Source organism: Microcoleus sp. AR_TQ3_B6, assembly GCF_036702785.1.
Lineage (GTDB): Bacteria > Cyanobacteriota > Cyanobacteriia > Cyanobacteriales > Microcoleaceae > Microcoleus.
Window position 1 is genome coordinate 77,536 of the sequence record NZ_JAUBVJ010000005.1, and the last position, 21,232, is coordinate 98,767.

14 protein-coding genes are annotated in these 21,232 nt (G+C 46.8%); 6 read left to right on the top strand and 8 right to left on the bottom strand.

Annotated features, from left to right (window positions below; translation table 11 throughout):
* Positions 1-104 precede the first annotated feature (104 nt).
* Entirely contained in the window at positions 105-878 is a 774-nt protein-coding gene (locus QUB56_RS04305) for an ABC transporter permease (protein ID WP_332953465.1), read from the bottom strand.
* A gap of 360 nt (positions 879-1,238) precedes the next feature.
* Between QUB56_RS04305 and QUB56_RS04310 the strand changes: the two genes are divergently transcribed.
* Positions 1,239-1,412: a hypothetical protein gene (locus QUB56_RS04310; protein ID WP_332953467.1), complete on the top strand. Its 174-nt coding sequence runs from the start codon at positions 1,239-1,241 to the stop codon at positions 1,410-1,412.
* A 2-nt stretch (positions 1,413-1,414) separates the two neighbouring features.
* The gene (locus tag QUB56_RS04315) at positions 1,415-1,717 is read left to right on the top strand and encodes a hypothetical protein (RefSeq protein ID WP_332953469.1); all 303 of its coding nucleotides are present in this window, start codon (positions 1,415-1,417) and stop codon (positions 1,715-1,717) included.
* On the opposite strand, the gene QUB56_RS04320 is transcribed toward QUB56_RS04315, so the two are convergent.
* The 4 genes from QUB56_RS04320 to QUB56_RS04335 form a co-directional block, all read right to left on the bottom strand.
* Positions 1,710-2,777, bottom strand: a complete 1,068-nt coding sequence (locus QUB56_RS04320) for a hypothetical protein (protein ID WP_332953470.1) — start codon at positions 2,775-2,777, stop codon at positions 1,710-1,712. The two genes, QUB56_RS04315 and QUB56_RS04320, sit on opposite strands and share 8 nt — an antisense overlap.
* Positions 2,778-3,280: 503 nt before the next feature.
* On the bottom strand, positions 3,281-3,955 hold the full coding sequence (locus QUB56_RS04325) for a hypothetical protein (protein ID WP_332953471.1): 675 nt from the start codon (positions 3,953-3,955) through the stop codon (positions 3,281-3,283).
* Between the two features lie 220 nt (positions 3,956-4,175).
* Positions 4,176-5,201 (bottom strand): ABC transporter permease, encoded by a 1,026-nt coding sequence (locus QUB56_RS04330; RefSeq protein WP_332953472.1) that lies wholly within the window; start codon positions 5,199-5,201, stop codon positions 4,176-4,178.
* Positions 5,202-5,409: 208 nt separating this feature from the next.
* Positions 5,410-5,754: a hypothetical protein gene (locus tag QUB56_RS04335; protein WP_332953473.1), complete on the bottom strand. Its 345-nt coding sequence runs from the start codon at positions 5,752-5,754 to the stop codon at positions 5,410-5,412.
* A gap of 662 nt (positions 5,755-6,416) precedes the next feature.
* Between QUB56_RS04335 and QUB56_RS04340 the strand changes: the two genes are divergently transcribed.
* A complete protein-coding gene (locus QUB56_RS04340) occupies positions 6,417-9,839 on the top strand; it encodes a PAS domain S-box protein (protein ID WP_332953475.1) in 3,423 nt (1,140 codons plus the stop codon).
* A 307-nt stretch (positions 9,840-10,146) separates the two neighbouring features.
* Here the strand turns inward: QUB56_RS04340 and QUB56_RS04345 are convergent, their stop codons facing one another.
* The 3 genes from QUB56_RS04345 to QUB56_RS04355 all read right to left on the bottom strand — a co-directional run bounded on the left by QUB56_RS04345 (position 10,147) and on the right by QUB56_RS04355 (position 14,459).
* A complete protein-coding gene (locus tag QUB56_RS04345) occupies positions 10,147-11,397 on the bottom strand; it encodes a tetratricopeptide repeat protein (RefSeq protein ID WP_332953476.1) in 1,251 nt (416 codons plus the stop codon).
* Positions 11,398-11,714: 317 nt separating this feature from the next.
* Positions 11,715-12,785: an ABC transporter permease gene (locus QUB56_RS04350; RefSeq protein WP_332953478.1), complete on the bottom strand. Its 1,071-nt coding sequence runs from the start codon at positions 12,783-12,785 to the stop codon at positions 11,715-11,717.
* A gap of 540 nt (positions 12,786-13,325) precedes the next feature.
* The gene (locus QUB56_RS04355) at positions 13,326-14,459 is read right to left on the bottom strand and encodes an AI-2E family transporter (RefSeq protein WP_332953479.1); all 1,134 of its coding nucleotides are present in this window, start codon (positions 14,457-14,459) and stop codon (positions 13,326-13,328) included.
* Positions 14,460-14,871: 412 nt separating this feature from the next.
* On the opposite strand from QUB56_RS04355, the gene QUB56_RS04360 reads away from it, so the two are divergent.
* From QUB56_RS04360 to QUB56_RS04370, 3 genes are all read left to right on the top strand, one after another.
* A complete protein-coding gene (locus tag QUB56_RS04360) occupies positions 14,872-16,665 on the top strand; it encodes an efflux RND transporter periplasmic adaptor subunit (RefSeq protein WP_332953480.1) in 1,794 nt (597 codons plus the stop codon).
* Positions 16,666-16,774: 109 nt separating this feature from the next.
* Positions 16,775-19,882, top strand: coding sequence for an efflux RND transporter permease subunit (locus tag QUB56_RS04365; RefSeq protein ID WP_332953482.1), 3,108 nt, complete (start codon positions 16,775-16,777; stop codon positions 19,880-19,882).
* A gap of 455 nt (positions 19,883-20,337) precedes the next feature.
* A partial coding sequence (locus tag QUB56_RS04370) for a calcium-binding protein (RefSeq protein WP_332953484.1) occupies positions 20,338-21,232 on the top strand: 895 nt, incomplete at its 3' end.

Sequence of the window (21,232 nt, forward strand, 5' to 3'; positions counted from 1 at the left end):
ACACTCGAGCGGCTTGTAGGGTGCGTCAGGCGGATTTAGAGGGCGATCGTTGAGGATTGTTGCTCGGGGACACCTTACTAATAATATTAGTTGTGTCACTTTTATTAAAGTCTTCTTTCTACTCTCAGCATCCGCCGGTAAGACAGCCATCCGCCTCCTATCATTAAAACAGCAAAAATACACAAAAACCCGAAGTGCGACGAAATATCAGCCAAATCTTTGCCGTCAGCCCACACGCCCATCAGCGCTTCGTTCATGTGATAAATTGGATTGTACTGGGCGAGATCCAGCAGAATTTTGGGAAACAGTGAAGTTGGCAAAAATGCGCCTCCTAAAATTAACAAAGGAACGCCGAAAGCCGCTACTAGCGAGTTGACATCTTCAGTGCGCCTCGCAAACTGGGTGCCGAGAATAAAGCCTACACCTACATAAGATACAATACTTAGCAGAATAATCGCACACCCTAACAGAATAGAGCCTTGAAATTGTGCTCCTAAAAAAGAGGCGATCGTGTATACTAAAATTACCTGACCGATGCCGATGCAACTGTGAGCTAAAAAAATTCCTAAAAAGTAGGAAGTGCCGCTCAGCGGGGAAATAAACAAGCGTTTTAGGGTATGCTGTTCTCTCTCTGCTACTACCGTTGCTACGCTACCACCGAGACAGCTAAAAAATAAAGCCGCTCCTACTAAGCTTGCAGGTGCAGCAGTTTCAAAGGCTTTTGCTGTGGTGAGATTAGCGCGTTCTTTTAAAATCAAACCGTTAATTAGCAAGATTGAAACTGGAAAAATACTCCACAATACTAAGCTGCGTCGCCGCCTCCCCAATTCAATTAAAATTCGCTGGGCTACTGCGAGGGTTTCGTACCAGTATTTCATCTTAAATTTGTTAGCATAGTTATTGTCGGGAATCAAAAATTAAAGTTAATAGCCTATGATACAGTCATTACATAAGCTTGTCAAATAACAGTTCAAAATGTACACCATTGAATTGATATCAGAAGCCGAAGGCGATCTTAAGTGGTTCGACAGACGCGAGCGAAATATCATTGTAGACGGAATCACAACCAACCTGAGCTAGGAGCCAACCGTCAATCGATTTTAGATTTTAGATTTTAGATTTTAGATTGACCCCACGGATAAATGCTCTTTCTTGAGGGTTTTAGATTTTAGATTTTGGATTGATTCCACGGATAAATCACGTGGCGGGTACCACCTTTGAAATTCTTGGTCATGACAATGAATCGAAAACCTTGTCCAGATGACGGTACAAAAATTGCCGATTGGGAATTGCGTATCGGCGTGTGTCGGGTATATTACAACGTGGAAGAACAAGTCCGTGTCGTTGCGATCGAACGGATTGGTGAAAAACCCAATAATACTGTTTTTTTTCGTAGCCAACAGGAGGAATGACTATGTTATGGACTTACCGCCTATTTCACGATCCAGACGGTTATTGTATCGGCATCGTGTATTACGAACGCGACAAGACGCTTATCGGTTATCAGAAAGAGCCTGCGATGCCTACAGGCGAAACGGCTGAAGATTTACTGCAAGACATCGAAGCGTTTAAACAGGCATTTGAGTTACCTATACTCACAATGGATGAAGTTGAGGCTGAACTAGCAACCCGCCCTCCGAAGCCAAAAAAAGATCGGAGTCAAAACAAAACGCTCGATCGAGTAATAACCGAACTAGACGTGGAAAGTCTTACTTAATCGTAAAACTCGTACCTCTGTAGCATCCTTGAAAAGAAGTTAAACTTGTGCGGTTTATCTGTTCTAGTTTAGTCACGAGGGAAGAAGTATTGGAACTTTCAGCGGTAGCACCCCACTTGTAGATAAAGTCGCCGATATAGTTTCCGGTTTCTTCGTAGCTGTGCTCTTCAATTGGAATTCCCGAAACTCCTGAAACAGTTTGCTTGTGGTATCCGTTAACAATGATTTTTTCGATAACGGCTCCCGGTTCTGCGGTAATGTTCCATTGCACCGGTTCGTAGGCTGAAAGTGCGAGAATTATTGGCTTGTTTCGGCGTTCTACTTTGATTTCGATCCTCTTCGAGGGCTTCGCTAACGCACTTTTAGATAAATAATTTCGGTTCCCGTGATCGGCATTAGCTTCGTACACGCCTATTAAGTGAAGTTCTTTATTTCCGCTTGAGGAACCGATATAAGCGGAAAAATCGTCGGAACCGTCCAGCCCGCAGTTGGCTGCAGGACTGATTGGGGAAATAAAAGCTGTTTTTTCGGCTAGTTTCTGCTGCACCGCCGGCACTACCCACAATCCGGTTCCGACCCCTAAAGCACCTATCAAAGCGGCGGCGATACCGAAAGGCAGGGCATTTTTCAGGTGGCTAACAACTGGTGTTGCTGTTAGTTGAGATAGGGTTTGCTGCCAAGTTTCCGCAGTTTGCCGATCGGCATTGCCGCCATCGAGACAAGCCAATAAAGCTAAACTTTCCGGCTGTTCGAGCAGACTTTGAACTGTTTTCCCTTCGCCGACGTAGAGATTTCTAGTTGCGGTGTCTAAAAGCAGCCAGTAGCGATCGCCCTCGCCGAGGTTGTACTTTTGTACCGCCGGATCGACTAAATCGTGCTGCAAAAACACCAGCCAAGCCATATTATTGCCAGTCCCGACTGTTTTGCCGTCGCTGGATATAAGTTGGTCGATTTCGGGTTCCCACCGCCAAGCTACCCAGCGACTATCTCCTCGATAGCCGAGGGATTTTTCCAGTTGCGGATGAGCGGTGATTTCTAAGCGTTGAACTAAGTTTGACACTAGATGTCCTCCTCAAGTGCGATCGGGTCTAGAGCAATTTTGTTCCAATTTACTAAAACAAATATTTTGCTCGTGAACAGCCTCGGAATAATCGGGTTAATTTTGTCTCGCTAATGTTATCAGTCGGTATTTTCCCAACCACACTGGCTTAACAAAAATATGCCTGTTTAATGGTTTAGCTTGAGAACTTGGAGCTGGCGAGCACCCGCCTGGTAATAACTTTAACCTTTGCCGATAACTCATCCTGTTACGGATTAAAGCTGGCTATCTTTGACTGCTTCTACCTGGTTGTCCAGTTTTAAAAGAGTGCTTGGCTGATAGCGTCTACAAGTTCTTAGCTTAACTTTTATTGAGCTACTCTGCTACACAATATGCCGATCGCGCCTGAACTCAATATTAAGCCGGCAAGTAAATATTCCGGCTTTCTCGCGGGTGAACTATCCCTGAAAAAGAGAACGTTTCAGAGAAACCCGGTTTCTGTAAAATTTCTGACACGAAGCCTATTAGCGGCGGGGACCATCAATTGCATCTCTAGTCGGTGCAACACCTCCGGGGCTAAAGGAACTCGGCGGCACTCTCGGAAGATTAAGATTGGGATTGGGAACTAAATCGCCGTTGGTGTCGCCAGCAGTTCCACCCGTGGGAGACGCACTGTTATTGGGATTGGTACTCGGTGAACTTCCCGGATTGGCATTATTGGGAGTACCTGCGGGCGAAGTTCCCGGATTGGCATTATTGGGAGTACCTGCGGGCGAAGTTCCCGGATTGGCATTATTGGGAGTACCTGCGGGCGAAGTTCCCGGATTGGCATTGTTGGGATTGTTGGGATTTGCCGTGCCTGCAGGAGTAGTTATCGGGGTGCCGGCAGCATCTCTGGTGATGGTGTTAGGGTTGGGGGCAGCAGCCGGAGCGCCCGCATTGGGGTTATTTGCAGGAGCATTGGCGGGGTTGCCCGCAGCCGGAGCAGTTTTTTGGGGCTCAGCATTGCTGCCACACAAGCTGACTAAATCAAAAGTTGTGCCGCTTGGGGTTTCGATGAAGCAAACAGGCACATTTACTCGGGGGTTTGAGGCTGTGGGAAAATCGGCTGTTCCCGGCATGGGACGGCTAAAGGCAGCTTCAGCCATCAGTGGGGTCAACGCAGCCGATAGAGCGGCGATTGTTCGCAATAATCTCATCAGCGTTTCCTCAAATGTTGAATTTTATTTTCTCTAGTATTGCCCATAAATTGCCAAGTGTCGTCACTCTAAAAGCCGATATTTTTGACAACTACTTCGGAAAGGACCGCCGCTGGCTGCAACCGAAAAGCGAATGCAGAAAGTACAGATTGAAAAAGCCGAGAGTGGAACTCTCGCGCATCCGTTCCCCTTCTTCCTTTTTCCTTCTTCCTTGATATTTTTAGTACCGAATTCGCGGGTCAATGTAAGCATTCAAAATATCAATTACAATGCTGGCAATTACGACAATTCCCGCAAAAAACACCACAATACCTTGAACAGTTGGATAATCCCGCAAGCTAATCGCTTCGTAAAGGCGATTTGCCAACCCCGGCCAAGAAAAAGTAACCTCTGTTAAAATAGCACCGCCCAACAGTGCAGCAAAAGTCAATCCTAAGACAGTAATCACCGGAATTAGCGCATTTTTCAGAGCGTGAGCCCATAAAATCTGCAATTCGGGAATGCCTCTAGCTCTAGCTGCTTCGACATAATCTGCTTGCAAAGTTTGCTTGAGATTCACCCTGACAATGCGCTCGAAAATGCCGCTCAAAAGAATGCCCAGGGTCAAACTCGGAAGGGCCAAATAATGCAAAGCTGTGAGAAACTGACCGGGGTTAGCGCTCAGGAGACTGTCAACAGTGTATAGTCCTGTGTAGCCTTCGGGGGCGGGGAATGTCACGGGAAAGCGAGTTCCCAAGGGAAACCACCCCAACTGCACCGCGAAAATTAATTGCAAAACCATGCCGGCCCAAAAAGCCGGCAGCGAGTAAGTGATAATGCCAAACAAACGGCCTGCTGTATCGAAAATAGTGTTGGGGCGGGATGCTGCCAGGGAACCGATACTGATGCCGACAATTAAAGCTACGGCCATGCTACAAACTGCTAATTCCACTGTAGCGGGGAAATAATCTCCGATAATTTGCCACACGGTTTGTCCGCGAGTGGTGATTGAGGTTCCCAAGTCCAGACTGAATAAGTCTTTCATGTATTTGAGATATTGCTCCCACAGGGGTGCGTCGAGGCCGAGTTGGGTTCGCATTGCTGCTTTTGCCGCGGCTGGTGCTCGCGAGCCGAGAATGGCATCTATGGGGTCGCCCGGAGTCGCCCGCAGCAACAAAAATACTGCTGTGGTGATTGTCCACAACATTAGCGGTGCTAGGAGCAAGCGGACAAAAATATAAGATTGTAGGGCTTTGGAACGAGACATAATATTTGGGAATTGCCAATTGCGAAGTCTTTAGTCATTAGTCAGATGTTGAAGGCATCCGGCAGATGGAAGGTAGAAGCTGGAAGAAACAGATATTGTATATCTGCGACTTCTGTGTCGAGAATCAGGGGAATTGGGAATGAATAATAGACTGTTGAGTTGATTTTTGCGAAAAAGTCGATCGACTTTTTCGCAATTGGCGATTTTTCTATTCGCCCAGCAGCGATTCAAATGCAGCTTGCAAAGACTTGATATCGCCTACTCTCGCTACTAACAAGTTTTCGCTGCCGGCATCCTGCAGCCTGTGCTTCCAATACTGGATGCTATCCGAGTTGTTCATCCAGAAACTAATCACGGTGTCTACAACTCGATCGACATCCCAGCCGCGATCGCCAGAAACTGTCTCCACCGATGCCACAAACGCATCCAGAGTACACTTCCGGTTTGCCAAGTATTCTACACCCGACTGCTGCTTTTGTTGCAGCAATTCTTGCTGCTGGTTAAAAAAAGTTAAAGTTGGAGATACGCCCAGGATTTCAAATGTATAGTTCATGTCATCCTCCAGAAGTATTATTTTGCCAAAAGGTAGTAGCGTAGCGTGGCGTAAGCCATCGTCCAAAAAAGCGAAAAACGCTTTACTTTGCTGCCTTCGATGAACGGCAGATGCTTCAATTATCCTAGGAGCGATCGCTCGGGATTTGGCCCGCTTATTTTATTAATAGCAAATTTTCCCACAGGGGAGTGTCACCTAATTTACATTTGTCATCGCACTGTAGAAAAATTTAAAATCTAATTTTTATTAAGTAGGGGTAAGGTGGACCATCTGCACCGGGAGGAAGTCATACCTTTTTAGATTTTAGATTGTTAATTTTAGATTAAAGAATTGAATAATTGGGAATGACTGATGACAAGCAGGGTTGGGTTCACCGGGCTACAGTTGCATTTTTTCTAACCTGGTGTGACTTTTTGACCGCGAGTTCTCAGACCGCTCGCCACATTTAGGCAAGTAGTGGCATGATTAATATTACAAGTTTTTACAGTAGCCGTGGAAACCTCAGCTAACTTTTGAGCGGCCGGTCACCGCACTTCACTATTGCTGTACAACGAAAGTAACTTACTATCTAGGGTATGTTTTAAACGATAAACGACAAAGGATACGCAAACCCGGTAGGTGTCAGAATATTGATGTTATTGAAAAGTCTGAGCAGTTGTGTGATGAAAAGCTCGCCCAAGATGTCGCTGAGCCTTGTTTTGTTGATACCGCTGGTGGTGCAAATCTCCGTAGCAGTCGGCGTGACTGGATGGCTGTCGTTTCGCAACGGGCAGAAAGCCGTCAATGACCTTGCTACGAGGTTAAGCTTGGAAGTCGCAGCGAGGACTAAAGAAAATTTCCGCAGTTTTGGGGATGTGTCTCACCTGTTTCTGCAAATGAATACGGCTGCGATCGCCACTGGAAACGTAGACCCGGAAGACTTCCCCAACTTAGAGCGCTATTTGTGGAACCAGACCAAGCTGAGCGATCGAATTACAACCATCTACTACGGCGACGAACAGGGCAAATTCCTTTTGCTCAAAAGAGAAGCAGAAAACTTAGTATACATCAGAGACGAATCAACGGCTCCCAACCGCCAAATTTATCGCCTGGACAGCCAAGGAAATCGCACTGATCTCGTCCAAACCGCCGCCTATGACCCCCGTACAAGACCGTGGTATAAAACTGCCAAACAGGCAGGAAAAGGCACTTGGTCTCCCATCTACGTCTTCACGGCCTCGCCAGTGCTGGGGATTACGCCGGTGATGCCAATTTATAATCAAACAGGAAACCTGCGGGGGGTACTGGCAATTGACTTGACTCTTTCTCAAATTAGCGATTTTCTCAAAAGCATCAAAATTAGCCGGTCGGGACAAGTTTTCGCCATCGAACGCAGCGGAGAAATAGTCGCCAGTTCCACAGACGAACTGCCCTTTATCACTGACAAAGACGGACAAAAACGGCTGTTGGCGACTAGCAGCCAAAATTTGCTAATTCGATCGGCCTCTCTATACTTGCAAAAACGATTTGGTAGTTTTGAACAAATTGACAGGCAAGGACAGTTTACCTTCGATATAGACGGCAGACGTCAATTCGTTACGGTTGCTCCCCTGCAAGACGGCCGCGGCCTCGATTGGCTGATTGTAGTCGCCATCCCGGAAGCCGACTTTATAGAGCAAATTAACGCCAACACTCGCACAACTATCTTATTGTGCTTTTTTGCCTTCATACTGGCGATCGGACTGGGAATTTTCACCACTCGCTGGGTTGTCAAACCGATTACCCGATTGCTGGAAGCTTCCAAAGCTTTAACAAAAATGTCCGAATCATCCGACTTCACCTCAAAGGAATTAGACGGCGAAGTCGAAGTCAAAGGCGTCAAAGAACTCGGCCTCCTAGCTCAGTCTTTCAATCAAATGGCCAAACAATTGCGATCGTCTTTTGTTGCCCTAGAACAAACCAACTCGAGTTTAGAACAGCGAGTAGCAGAGCGGACTGCCGAACTCGAAGCCGCCGAAGCAGAATTGCGGGCTTTGTTTGCAGCCATGAACGAATTAATTTTAGTTGTGGACGCCAGCGGCCGCCACTTAAAAATCGCGCCCACAAATTTTTCCCTGCTCTACAAACCAGCCGAAGAATTAATTGGCAAAACAGTCGGAGAGCTGTTTCCCCAAGCTACAGCCGACAATTTTCTCAACCACATCCGAGCAGCTTTAGATACTCAGCAAACTGTCAGGATCGAGTACGATTTAACCATTGACGACCGCGAAGTTTGTTTTGCCGCCAGCATTTCGCCGCTTTCAGAAGAATCCGTCATTTGGGTAGCCCACGACATTACCGAACAGAAGCGAGCCGAATCGGTGCGGCGCCAAAGGCAAAAACAATTGCTCAAACAAAATACGGTTTTGGTAAAATTGGCAAGAAATAAAGCGCTGTATCGAGGCGATTTGCAAGCAGCTTTGAGGGAAATCACCGAAGCGGCTGCTCATACCCTACAGACAGAAAAAGCTGGCGCGTGGCTATATGATGAGACTCGATCGAAACTGAAATGTCTCGACCAATTTAGGCACAGCAACCAGCAGCATTCCCAAGGCGCCGAAATCGCAGCCGCCGACTATCCAGATTATTTTAGAGCTTTGGAAGAATACCGGACGATCTCCGCCGACGACGCTATATCAGATATCAGAACTAGAGAATTTGCCGAATCTTACTTTGCACAAGCTGGCACTCTTTCTACCTTAGATGCGCCGGTGCGGCTGGGAGGACAAACAGTCGGAGTCATCTGTATCGAACAAGTCGGAACTCCTCGCAACTGGACAGTAGAAGAACAAAATTTTGCTGCTTCCCTGGCAGATTTAGTGTCCCTAGCCATAGAAGCCAGCGAGCGCGAGCGCACACAAATCGCTCTGCGTCAAGCAGAACAAAAATACCGCAGTATCTTTGAAAATGCAGTCGAAGGCATTTTTCAAACCACCCCCGAAGGCCACTTCTTGAGCGTAAATCCAGCTTTAGCCCGCATCTACGGCTACGCCACTCCCGAAGAATTGACATCAAATCTCACAAACATCAGACAGCAAGCTTATGTCAATCCTCAGCGGCGCGACAAGTTTATGCAGGTGATGGCAGAATTCGGAGAAGTTTCGGGGTTTGAGTCAGAAGTTTACCGCGCTGACGGCAGCGTAATTTGGATTTCCGAAAGCGCGCGTGCAGTGTGCGATGCCGACGGCCAGCTACTCTACTATGAAGGCAGCGTCGAGGATATTAGCGATCGCAAAGTCTTTGAATCCGCCTTGCAACTCGCCCTAGAAGCAGCCGAAGCCGCTTCCACCGCAAAAAGCGCATTTTTGGCAAACATGAGCCACGAACTGCGAACACCTCTGAATGCCATCATCGGCTACAGCGAAATGCTCCAAGAAGAAACCGAAGAATTGGGCTACGATGAACTCCTCCCAGATTTAGACAAAATCCGCACTTCCGGCAGACACTTGCTATCGCTAATTAACGACATTCTCGACATTTCTAAAATCGAAGCCGGTCGCATGGATCTTTACTTTGAAACCTTCGACATCGCTACCTTGATTGAAGAAGTCGCATCCACCGCCGCGCCGCTAATTGAGAAAAATGGCAACACTCTAAACTTGCACCAAATTAGCAATATCGGCACCATGCACGGTGACGTTACGAAAGTGCAGCAGATTTTATTAAATTTGCTGAGCAATGCCGCCAAATTCACTCAAAACGGTACAATTACCCTCACCGCCCGCCGAGAAAAAATTGCGGGTCCCAGCAGCGAAGCAAGACAAGAAAACACTTCTGAACCGGCAGCGGATTCTCAATCTTCAATTGCTAGTAAAGAATTTTTAGTTGTTAATTGTATCGATACAGGAATTGGGATGAATCCAGAGCAGTTGCAGCATATTTTCCAACCCTTTACCCAAGCAGACGCTTCTACCACGCGCAAGTACGGCGGCACCGGTTTGGGACTAGCAATTAGCCAGCGTTTTTGCCTAATGATGGGCGGCAATATTTCAGTAAAAAGTCAGGAGGGTGTTGGTTCTACTTTTACTATCCGCTTACCTGTTAATCCGCCAAATTACAGTGCATAACACCCGCAGCACTCAATTTCATGAAAAAAGAATGCTGGCGCACCTGAGAACGGAAGTTCCCCTAAAAAAGGGGGACTTCCAATCAAGTAGGGAAACTAAAAGTAAAAATAACATTCTTTTGAGGTATTATTTTTTACTTTTATCTTATATCATGTCCGATCGATTAACCATAATATCCCGGTCGGGGCGGGTTTTTGAGATTGTCACTTATTCGCAGGTATTGTTGGCTCAGGGGACCCTACAAAATTCGCGGTCGCTCGAGGGGACATGATATTACTCATCATGGATGTGTACTTGGCTTAGATTGTCAATTCACCACCCCCGTCGTAATTATATCACCAGCGAGATCTTTTTTAGTTTCAATCAACCATTTATACTGATCGATCGTTTCGGGACGAGCCTTCTCCAAACACATTTTTCTCCAGCGCACTTGCTCTTTTTTATCTTTTTTCTCTTCCATAACATCTTCTAGCAAGCAATAAGCCATGTGTTGATCGAGCTGTTTTTCTTTAAAATTTTCGTCGAGATAAACTGCTTGTTTGAGTTCTTTTTCAGCGGCTGGGTACTTTTTTAGTTTGAGCAGTAGCCATCCCAAGTTTTGATGCAATTCATAATTGAGTTGAACTTCTTCTTTACTAACCCGTTGTAATCCCATTCGCAGTAAAGCTTCAGCGGTAACCCAATCCTTTTGGCTACTAATATAAACGCGACCTAAATGATTAAAGGCGTGGGGATCCCCTCGCTTTAAAGCTACTTTATAATGCGTGCTAGCTTCCTTTATATCACCTAAAGATTCGTAGATTTTTCCCAAGGCAATTTGAAAATCCGAATTATTGGGGTCTATTTTGGCCGCTTGCTCGTATTGCGCTTGGGCTTTTTCTAGCTCACCGTCTTTGTAGAATTTTTCTCCGTTTTGATAGTACCTTTCCGCTATCTGAGGCAAAGAGTTATTGACTCCCACAGAAGCCAACAATAACATTGCGGTAATTCCCAAGGTTGCTTGACTTTGAAACTGGGGAGAAATATTGAGTTTTTTGAGCAGGTTTTTAATCTTTTCTTGTCCTGTATTCTGCAAGGTGTGGATTACCGTGAGAAGTAATCCTCCTTGTCCGAGCAGGCCAAAGCTCTCAGCGAAGGTGATTCCTCCTGTGGAAAAGATTTGAACGAAGGTTGTCATATAAGCCGCTACCGTCGTCAATCCAGCGATTGTCAGCCCGTTGAACAACGGCTCGAGGGGATGTGAGTCGGAAACTTCCTCGTCGGAGGTGGGTTCGAGAAACCACCACCAAGCTTCTGTGGAGGGGTGAAATGTAGCTCGCCATTGGACCAATTTTGCTCCTCGGGCGATCGCATGAGCTTGTTGTTTCAGGAAGTTGTCCAATTCGAGTAGTTTAGCCAAACTTTCCACAGAAAGCTGGGTTTTCTCGCTGAGTGCTTCTTCGATCGCATCGCGAGCAACTAAAATATGGAGAATTTCTATTTCTGAGGGCTCAGACTTTGCCAATTTTAGGTTAGTGAGAGCATCAGTATATTGAGCTAAGGCAAGTTCTAATTTCACGAGCGCACTTGAATAATTATTACTGAAAAAAGTTTACAGTAAATTGTAGGTTTCTACTTTAAGATAATTGTAGCCCTGCAACTGGTATAAACAAGGCTAAGTCAGCCACTATAGGGCATTTACCTACTTTACAATCATTTACATAGTTCCGTTTTTGATTTACTCCCAGTGGTTTTCATATCGTTTCCGGTTGGATGGGAATGATAAAGTCAAGGTCAATAATTCCACATTCCCCCACGGCCTACTCCCCATCATATCCCTCGTGCAACCGGAAGTGATATCAGCCGCTTTAAGGGCTAGAAACTGTCTAAGTCCCCTTAATTCCTTTGAATGCTTCTGGGATCGAGAGCATCCCGCAACCCATCCCCCAATAAATTAAACGCCAAAACAGTCAAAATAATCAGTGTTGCCGGAGGCCAAACCAACCAAGGCTGCAACACTAAAATTGAAGCATTAGTAGACAGAGATAGCAAATTTCCCCAAGAAGGATCGGGCTGTTGAATTCCCAACCCAATTAAACTCAAAACCGACTCCGCCACAATAAAACCCGGAACCGACAAAGTGGCAGAAATAATTACGTAAGTTGCAGTTTGGGGCAACACGTGGCGGACAATAATATAAATTGGATTAGCGCCCATTGCCCGCGCCGCTTGCACGAATTCTAGCTCTTTAATTGACAGTACCTGACCGCGAATTACGCGCGCCAAACTCGCCCAACTGATAAATGAAGTAATCAGCACAATCAATATAAATCGCTGAGCGCTTGTCAGTCCCGGGGGCAGCACTGCTGCTAGGGCTACTAATAAATAAAGACCGGGAATCGTCATCAATACTTCGGCGAAACGCATTAAAATACTGTCAATCCAACTGCCGAAATAACCAGATATTCCTCCGATTAACAATCCCAAGGGGAAAGAAATTGCTATTCCTACTAAACCGATGCAGAGGCTAATTCTGCTGCCGTGTACTAAGCGACTGAATTGATCGCGCGCTTGTTCGTCGGTGCCTAAAATGTGAATTTTGCCTCCTCCGGTAGTGCCAAAAAGATGCCTGTCAAAAGGCAAAACTCCTAAAAATTTATAGGGAGAACCTTTGACAAACAAACCGAGAACCGATGGTTTTTGCCAGTCTACAATTACCTCGCGAGCGCCCGTATTCGCATCCACTGGACCCTGAGTAGTCGGATAAACGTGGGGCCCGATAAATCGCCCGTCTTGGGTGCTTAAATAAATCTGAGTCGGCGGCAGCAATGAACCGTTTAATTGAGAGTCGTAGGGGTCGTAAGGCGCTACAAATTCGGCTAAAAGTGCGACTGTATAAAAAATTAACAGCAGCACTGCTCCCAACCGAGCTAGAGGGTTGTTTCTAAGATTTTGCCACCATTTCATAAGTTTTTAGGTTTGAGATTTTAAGTGGGTTCGCAGCATTGGGATGCAAGTCCTTAAAGTTCGCAGCATCGGAATGCAAGTTCTTTCTTAATGGAATCAGTAGCAAGGACTGAATCCCTTAGTAACAGGACTAAGGCAAGGGTATCACAATTAGTAAGGTGGGTCATATCTGAGATGTTGCACCATTCTCAATAAGGCTTTTATGGGCGGGTTCTCCTGCCAAAACCCTACTCCCCACAAGAAATTCATTCTTTGTGGAACAGGCCCGAAAGGCTTGTTAAACGAGAATGGTGTAATATCCTTTCCGGTTATACCGGAATGATGTTGACTGTTGACTGTTGACTGTTGACAGTCAACTCGAATTTACTGTTCCGATGCTAAGGGATTTGATATAAGATGTGAGTCTGATTCTACACCCTTGATAATCCGTTCACAATCAAAGTAGTAGAGCACCATAAAAGTCGATTAGAGTGTGCCAGTTTGCCTCAGTCCTAACTAATAAACTTTTTCAGAACAGAAGTCTTTACTACAAACATTAGACTATTTTTGTTCATCGGCAACCAAAATTATTCTACTTTCATTATCTGCGACTTTTCCCAATTCCTCGCCGCTAAAAGGATTGTAGAAAAACGAGCCTGTTTGCGGCGGCAGTTTGGGATTGAGTACAATTTCTACTATACTTTTTACTACCCCAGTTAGCGGAATTGCCAGGATAACTCCTAACAACCCTCCCACTCTGCCTCCTAACAGCAAAGCTGTGAAAATAATTACCGGACTCAATCCGGTGAGATTGCCCATGATTCGGGGAGCTACTAAATTATCCTTGATTTGCTGGAGACCGATCGCCACTACCAAGACTTGCAGCGCCAGCCACCAATCAATAAACGCTACAATTATACTAACAGTGCCAATTCCCAGGGTGGCTCCGATAAACGGAATTATTTCGGTCAATCCTATAAAGACGGCAAACAACAGAAAAAACGGAACTTGCAGCCACCAAAAAGCCAGACTTAGCGAGATGGCCATAAATAGTCCCAGCAATAACTGTCCCGAGACAAATCGCTGGAGGTTTCGCTCCAAAGTCTCTGTTAAAACATAGCGAATTTCTGGGGAAAAAATGCTGGTCAAACCCTGCCACACTCTTTGCCCGTCTAGGAGCATATAAAAGGAAATAACCACAATAAAAATTAAGTCCAAAAACCAGTTAACAGTACCTACAACTAAGCCTAAACCGGTACCGGCGATCGCCTGGACTTGTCCCTGGACTCTAGCTGACAGTTGCTGCTCCAATATTTGCACGTCAAAGGGTAAATTGCGCTCGGCACTCCAGGCTTGAAATTCACTTAGCTGCTGCCGCCCCGACTCCAGCAATTCCGGGAACCTCACCCCCAACTGGCTCGCTTGGCCCAACAGCGGCGGCACAATAGTTAAACCGATTACGACGACTATCACACCTGCTGTTAAATAAACCAATCCCGCAGCTACTCCCCGCGGCAAAAATACTTGCAGTCTTGCTACTGCATAATTTAATAAAAATGCAATGAGTCCCGCTGTTACTAAAATGCTGACCAGTTCTCCAACATAACTGATAGCAGTCAGGGTAAACCATCCCGTCACTAGCACTAGCAACCAAGTAATTAGAAACTGTTGGACGGGAGAAAAGACACTATTCATTGTGATTTTTGTCAATTAAATTGATACAACTTCCTGAGCCGATCTGCAGTATTCTAGAATAAACACATTAGAGTATAGATTAGCAACAATCAGTTCAAGATTAGACAGAATTCTCTCAACATTGATGAGTTGGTGAGGGCAAAACCGCCGCCTGACAGACTATGCCAGTCCGATCGACCCCACGATCGGGAATGACGCTAATATTCAGTATGCCCCGGAGGCAGATCGAATTAAATGTCGATCGAACAAACTTCGATCGAAATCGCCCGCAATGCGGTAAAACGGCGCCACACTCACCCAAAAGGAGGAAGCGCAACTGCTGGCGCCGTTGGCTAAAATGAATCAGATACTATCGTAATCTTTCTTTACAATATAAAAAACCCAAAGGTTAATACCGGCGAGAGGAACTACCGTGACAAATCAAGTTTTTTCAGAAGCGGAAGAAAAGAAACCCCTTCCCCCCGTGCAGAGCGGACGCGACAAGAACTCAGTAGAAAATGCGCCTGAAAGTGGGGTATCAGACCGCTCTCGCTGGCAATTCTCTACTGAGGAAGATGAACCAGAAGTTGCCCTAGAAGTTCCAGAAATGGAGGAGGAACAATCTGAAGTTTTGGAACTAGAAGAGCCAGAAGCTTCGCCCAGCAAAGGACTCAGGTGGCCTACCATGTTGGCGGGCGCAGGCATTGGCGTGGCTGCAACGCTGCTAGCAGTACAGTTGACTGGGGGCAAGCAGAATGCGCGTCCTGCAGTTCCCATGCCATCGGCAACTGTGCAGGCGACGGCTCAGACTGTGACAGTGGCGCCTGTGGAATCTGCCCAGGTGGGTGAAACTCTGGAAGCGACGGGCACCGTGGTGGCCTACGACTTGCTGCCGGTGTTGCCACAGGCCAACGGTTTGCAAATCAAGCAGGTTTTGGTCAAGGAAGGGGATGCTGTAGAAAAAGGCCAGACGATGGCGGTTTTGGACGATTCGGTGCTGCGACAGCAAATTGCCGAAGCGGTTGCTGGAGTACAATCTGCTAATTCTACGGTAGAACAAGCCCAAGCTCAGGTGCAGCAAGCTCAGTCTACCCAACAAGAAGCCCAAGCCGGCGTCGCTCAAGCCCAAGCTGGCGTTGAAAAAGCCATCGCTGACGCAGCGCAAGCCAAAACAGCAGTCGGCCAGGCTAGGGCCGGTGTGGAGCAAGCTAAAGCTGGTGTCACTCAAGCTAAAGCCGGCATTGCCTCGGCCCAGGCTAAATTAGATCAAGCTCAAAGAGAAGTAAATCGCACCCAAGATTTAACCTCTCAGGGAGTAATTAGCCAGCAAGATTTGGAAAGACGCAAGACGGAACGCCAGACTGCTGTTCAAGACTTGAACAAAGCTAAAGCTGATTTGAATACAGCTTTGGAAGAACAGAATAAAGCAGCGGAAGAAGTGCGATCGGCTCTTGCTAAAGTAGCTACTGCTGAAGCTAATATCAGTACGGCTAGAGCGGCCCTCAGCAGCGCTCGCGCTAAAGTGAATACGGCCGGAGCGAGTGTCAGCAGTGCCAGAGCAAATGTCGGAAATAATGCAGCAAGTGTCCGCAGTAATGCTGCACAAGTCAAACAGTTACAAACTCAACTAGAACAAACTATTGTTCGAGCACCTGATAGCGGTACTGTTGCTGAAAGAATTGCTCGAGTCGGAGATGTTTCTTCGGGAAATCAAAAACTATTTTCGATTATTCGGGGAAACAAGCTGGAACTACAATTGAAAGTGCCGGAAACTCAGGTTTCGCAAGTGCGGCCGGGAACAGCGGTGCAGATTACTTCGGATTCTGACAAGCGGATTAAGTTGTCAGGAACTGTGCGAGATATTTCGCCGCTGGTTGACCCGCAAAATCGGCAAGCTACGGTGAAGATTGATTTGCCGCCAAGCGAGTTTTTGCGATCGGGTATGTTTTTGCGCGCATCTGTTTCGACGGCAACGGCTCAAGGTTTGAAAGTCCCCGCTAAAGCTATTTTGCCGCAATCTGACGGCAGTTCTATGGTTTACAAACTTGTGGGTGAGGATAAGGTGCAGGCTCAACCGGTGGAAGTTGGGGAAATTTCTGGGGGTGCTGTGGGCGATTTGACTGCTGCTAAGGTTCAGGTTAAAAAGGGTTTGAAGGCGGGCGACCGGGTGGTTATTGCTGGGGCAGGTTATCTGAAGGATGGCGATCGGGTTAAGGTTGTTAAATAGTTATTGGTTATGGGTTGTTTTGAGGTTGGTGTCTTTTTTTAACCGCAGATTAAGGCAGATAAACGCCGATGAACGCAGATAAGTAATTGCTAATTCCTTATGCGAAATTATGTCTTTTAATATTTCGGCTTGGTCGATCAAACAGCCTGTCCCCACGATTGTTTTATTCTTGGTTCTGACAATAGGGGGTTTACTATCATTTCCGCTTTTAGGTATTGATGATTCGCCTAATATTGATGTGCCTTCTGTTTCGATATCTGTTAGCCAACCGGGGGCAGATCCAGCAGAACTTGAATCTCAAGTCACGAAAAAAGTAGAAGATGCTGTGGCGGGTTTGGGCAATATTGACCACATTATCTCTACAGTTAATGATGGTTCTTCTAATACTACAGTTAACTTTTTATTGGGCACAAATAGCGATCGCGCTACTAATGATGTCCGCAATGCGATCGCCCAAATCCGCCAAAGCTTGCCCCAAGACATTAATGACCCGGTTGTCAAGCGAGTGGAATTTGCTGGCAGTTCTATTATGTCTTACGCGGTTGTTTCGGACCGCAAAACTGTAGAAGAGTTAAGCGAATTAATTGACCAAAATATTAGCCGCGCTCTCCTCTCTGTCAAAGGTGTCGCTCAAGTGCAGCGCATCGGAGGCAGAGACAGGGATATTCGAGTGGATTTAAACCCGGAACAACTGCAAAGTCTCGGTATTACAGCTACTCAAGTTAATGACCAAATTCGTAATTTTAATATCAATTTACCGGGCGGCAGAACTGAAATTGGCAATTCCGAGCAAACAGTCCGTACCCTCGGCAGTGCTAAAACTATTGAACAGTTGAAAGCTTATCAAATTACTTTGCCTAAAGGCGGTTTTGTGCCGCTTTCGAGTTTGGGAGAAGTTGCTGAAGGCTATGCAGAAGCTCGTCAGGCGGCGCGACTTAACAACAAACCTGTGGTGGCTTTTTCTATTCTCCGCAGTACCGGCAGCACTCTGGTAACTGTGGAAGAAGCGGTGCGGGAAACTGTTAAAAAACTGGAAAAAACTTTGCCGCCTGATGTGAAGCTGGAACTTATTTATACTTTGGCTGACCACATCCGAGATTCTTATGAAGCTTCTATAGATGCTTTGATTTTGGGGGCGGCTTTAGCGATAATAACTATTTTAATCTTTTTGCGGGATTGGCGGGCAACTTTAATTGCTTCTGTTGCCTTACCGCTTTCGGCAATTCCTACTTTTGCTGTGCTCCGGCTTTTGGGCTACACCCTCAACGGTATGACTTTGTTGGCGCTGTCGCTGGTGGTGGGCATATTAGTAGATGATGCGATCGTCGAAATTGAGAATATTGAACGGCACGTCGGGATGGGGAAAACTCCCTATCAGGCTTCTTTGGATGCTTCTGCTGAAATTGGTTTGGCTGTTGTTGCTACTACGATGACGATTGTTGCGGTGTTTGCGCCGGTGGCTTTTATGCCGGGAATCCCCGGTCAGTTTTTTCGACCTTTTGGGGTGACTGTTTCGGCATCGGTGTTATTTTCGCTGTTGGTAGCTCGAACTGTAACTCCGATGATGGCGGCTTATTTGTTTAAGGATAAAGGACACCATCAGGAACTCAAAAAAGACCAACTTTCTTATCAGTACCGCCGACTTTTGACTTGGGCGCTGAAGCATCGGGCGATCGTCCTAATTTTAGCGGTAGCTTTGTTTTTCGGCAGCGTTCAATTAATACCTTACATTCCGACAGGTTTTATCGATCGCGATGATACGGGACTTTCGACTGTCTCTATTGAATTGCCTCCGGGTTCTACTTTGCAGCAGACAGATTCAGCAGTGCAGCAAGCAACTCAATTGTTGCTGGCTCATCCAGCCGTAGAGAGCGTTTTGGAGACTGAAGGTGCTCCGACAGTATCGGGGGGCCCAGGTTCGGGCGGCGGGGGCGCTAGCGGGGTGAATACAGCCAGTCTTTACGTGAAATTGAAACCCGCCGACAAGCGGATCGGACAACAGCGTTTTGAGGAGGAAATGCGGCCGAAATTGCGGGATGTTCCCGGTGTGCGGCTGAGTTTTGCTCAAGGGCGTGTGGGCGGTAAAAAGCAAATGTCGATCGTCCTAAAAAGCGAAAATGCCGAGGCTTTAACTAAAACTGCTGAAAGTCTCACGCAACAAATGAGGCAACTTCCGGGACTGATTGAGGTACAGTCTAGCGCGAGTTTGGTGAAGCCGGAGATTTTGGTGAAACCCGATCCGAATCGGGCGGCGGATCAAGGTGTATCGGTGCAGCAAATTGCTCGAACTGCATCTCTGGCAACGATTGGTGATATTGACTCGAATCTTGCTAAATTTGATTTGCCGGACAGACAAATTCCGATTCATGTAATGTTGGTGCCACAGTTTCGCAGCGATATCGAAACGATTAAGAATCTGCAAGTACCGGCGAAAAATAATACTTTGGTGCCGTTGAGGGCGGTGGCGGATATTGCTTTGGGCAGCGGACCTTCTCAGATCGATCGCTACGACAGAGCTCGTCAAGTATCTGTAGAGGGGAATTTGTTGCAGGGTACGACTTTGGGAGAAGCTTCCGCTGCGGTGAAGAAATTGCCTGCAATGAATCCTCTACCTCCGGGCGTTGAACAGGAATCGTCGGGAGATGCGAAGGTGATGCAGGATGTGTTCAGCGGTTTTGCCGGGGCTCTGGGAACGGCGGTACTGTTTATTTATTCTGTTTTGGTGCTGCTGTTTGCCAATTTTCTACATCCGGTGACGATTATGGCGGCTTTGCCTTTGTCTCTGGGTGGGGCGCTGCTGGGACTTTTGGTGGGACAAAAGTCTCTCGGGCTGTACGCTTTGATTGGTGTGGTTTTGCTGATGGGAATTGTGACGAAAAATTCGATTTTGCTGGTGGATTACGCGATTATGAATCAGCAGGAAGGTAAGCCGATGTATGAGGCGACGCTGGATTCGGGGGTGGCGCGGTTGCGGCCGATTTTGATGACGACGATCGCGATGATCGCTGGGATGGTGCCAATTGCTCTGGGAATTGGCGCCGGTTCGCAAACTCGCAGCCCGATGGCGATGGCGGTAATTGGCGGTTTGATGACTTCTACGCTGCTGACTCTGGTGGTGATTCCGGTGATTTTTACTTACATGGATGGTTTGCAAATCTGGATTTTTAATCGGATGCGGGGGAAGAAAAGAGGGGAAGGGCGATCGATTCGGTTGTAGATAATTGGGCGATCGAAATCAATTTTAGTAAGTATAAGCTGTGGCGCATTTAAATTGCATATTCTCGGCGGGCGGGACACCCCACAATAGTTTGATTGTTTTTTGACATACAATTTAAATGCCGCAACAGCTTATTACCTCATTTAGGATTAAATATGACTGACGCATGGGAACCCAGAAACCGTTTTTTTTGGCCCAGAAGACGCGTTACAGCCCACACAAACGGGCAAAAAACCCGGTTTCTTGAGTTTTGATGCGTAGTACGATCGGTTTTAAATTCCAGATGTTTTGAGATGGTAATCATAGCATTTTTAGTTGCCAATAAAACAAAATTTCTCTAAAAAAGTTTTGTGGAAAATTTGCATAATTTTGCGGAAGAAGGCCTGATAGTTAATTAAGGCTTGGTGCTGATGTAAAAATCGCCCTTGCCTGTTTACACTCATCAGTAAAAAACATTGGCAGTATTGACTGGTACATCCTCAAATGACAATCTCACAGGCACTGCCGGTGATGACAACATCTCAGGCTTAGAAGGCAATGACACTTTAGTTGGCTTAGATAGCAACGACACCTTGCGAGGCGGTGCAGGAAACGACAGCCTCAGTGGGGGTGGGGGCAATGACTCCCTGATTGGCGACATTGGCACTGACACGCTAGATGGGGGTGTCGGCAATGACTTTCTAGATGCAACTGGTAGCCTGACCGGTGGCGATGGAGATGACACCCTGCAAAGCTTTGGGATTAGCACCTTGGATGGCGGTGCGGGCAATGACTTTCTCAGTGGTGGTGGTAACAGCATGATAGAAGGTGGTGCCGGCGATGATACCCTCAGTGCCGGATTTGGCAGTGGGAATGTGGTGCGAGGCGGTGCAGGTAACGATCGCTATTTAATGCAAAATAACGGGCAGAATCAAGTTCAAATTCAGGATACAGGTGGCATCGATCGCTTAGACTTTGTTGATTTTAGCAACGATCTCAGTACCAGCCCTACGCTGTCGCTGTCGCTGTCCTCGGGAAATACAGGCTTGGCCCGACAAGGCACGAGTTTAGCGATTGACATCAACAAAGACGGCATCGTCAGGGCAGCCGATGACATTGTAATTTCGGACTTTTTCGGTGCATCGGCGACTGTCGAAGGTGCTGGGTTTATCGAAACAGTGGGCAACTTCTCTGGTAGCCAGATTCTGGCTGCTAATTTACCAGAGGCGACTTCAGCACCAGGAACCAATCCCATCACCGGAACAGCAGGCAATGATAACCTCACAGGCACTATCGGTGATGACAACATCTCAGGCTTAGAAGGCAATGACACTTTAGTTGGCTTAGATAGCAACGACACCTTGCGAGGCG

Bases quoted from the DNA above. Each gene is read 5' to 3' on its own strand.
- QUB56_RS04305 (WP_332953465.1), bottom strand. From the start codon at position 878: ATGAAATACTGGTACGAAACCCTCGCAGTAGCCCAGCGAATTTTAATT.
- QUB56_RS04310 (WP_332953467.1), top strand. From the start codon at position 1,239: ATGAATCGAAAACCTTGTCCAGATGACGGTACAAAAATTGCCGATTGG.
- QUB56_RS04315 (WP_332953469.1), top strand. From the start codon at position 1,415: ATGTTATGGACTTACCGCCTATTTCACGATCCAGACGGTTATTGTATC.
- QUB56_RS04325 (WP_332953471.1), bottom strand. From the start codon at position 3,955: ATGAGATTATTGCGAACAATCGCCGCTCTATCGGCTGCGTTGACCCCA.
- QUB56_RS04330 (WP_332953472.1), bottom strand. From the start codon at position 5,201: ATGTCTCGTTCCAAAGCCCTACAATCTTATATTTTTGTCCGCTTGCTC.
- QUB56_RS04335 (WP_332953473.1), bottom strand. From the start codon at position 5,754: ATGAACTATACATTTGAAATCCTGGGCGTATCTCCAACTTTAACTTTT.
- QUB56_RS04340 (WP_332953475.1), top strand. From the start codon at position 6,417: ATGAAAAGCTCGCCCAAGATGTCGCTGAGCCTTGTTTTGTTGATACCG.
- QUB56_RS04350 (WP_332953478.1), bottom strand. From the start codon at position 12,785: ATGAAATGGTGGCAAAATCTTAGAAACAACCCTCTAGCTCGGTTGGGA.
- QUB56_RS04355 (WP_332953479.1), bottom strand. From the start codon at position 14,459: ATGAATAGTGTCTTTTCTCCCGTCCAACAGTTTCTAATTACTTGGTTG.
- QUB56_RS04365 (WP_332953482.1), top strand. From the start codon at position 16,775: ATGTCTTTTAATATTTCGGCTTGGTCGATCAAACAGCCTGTCCCCACG.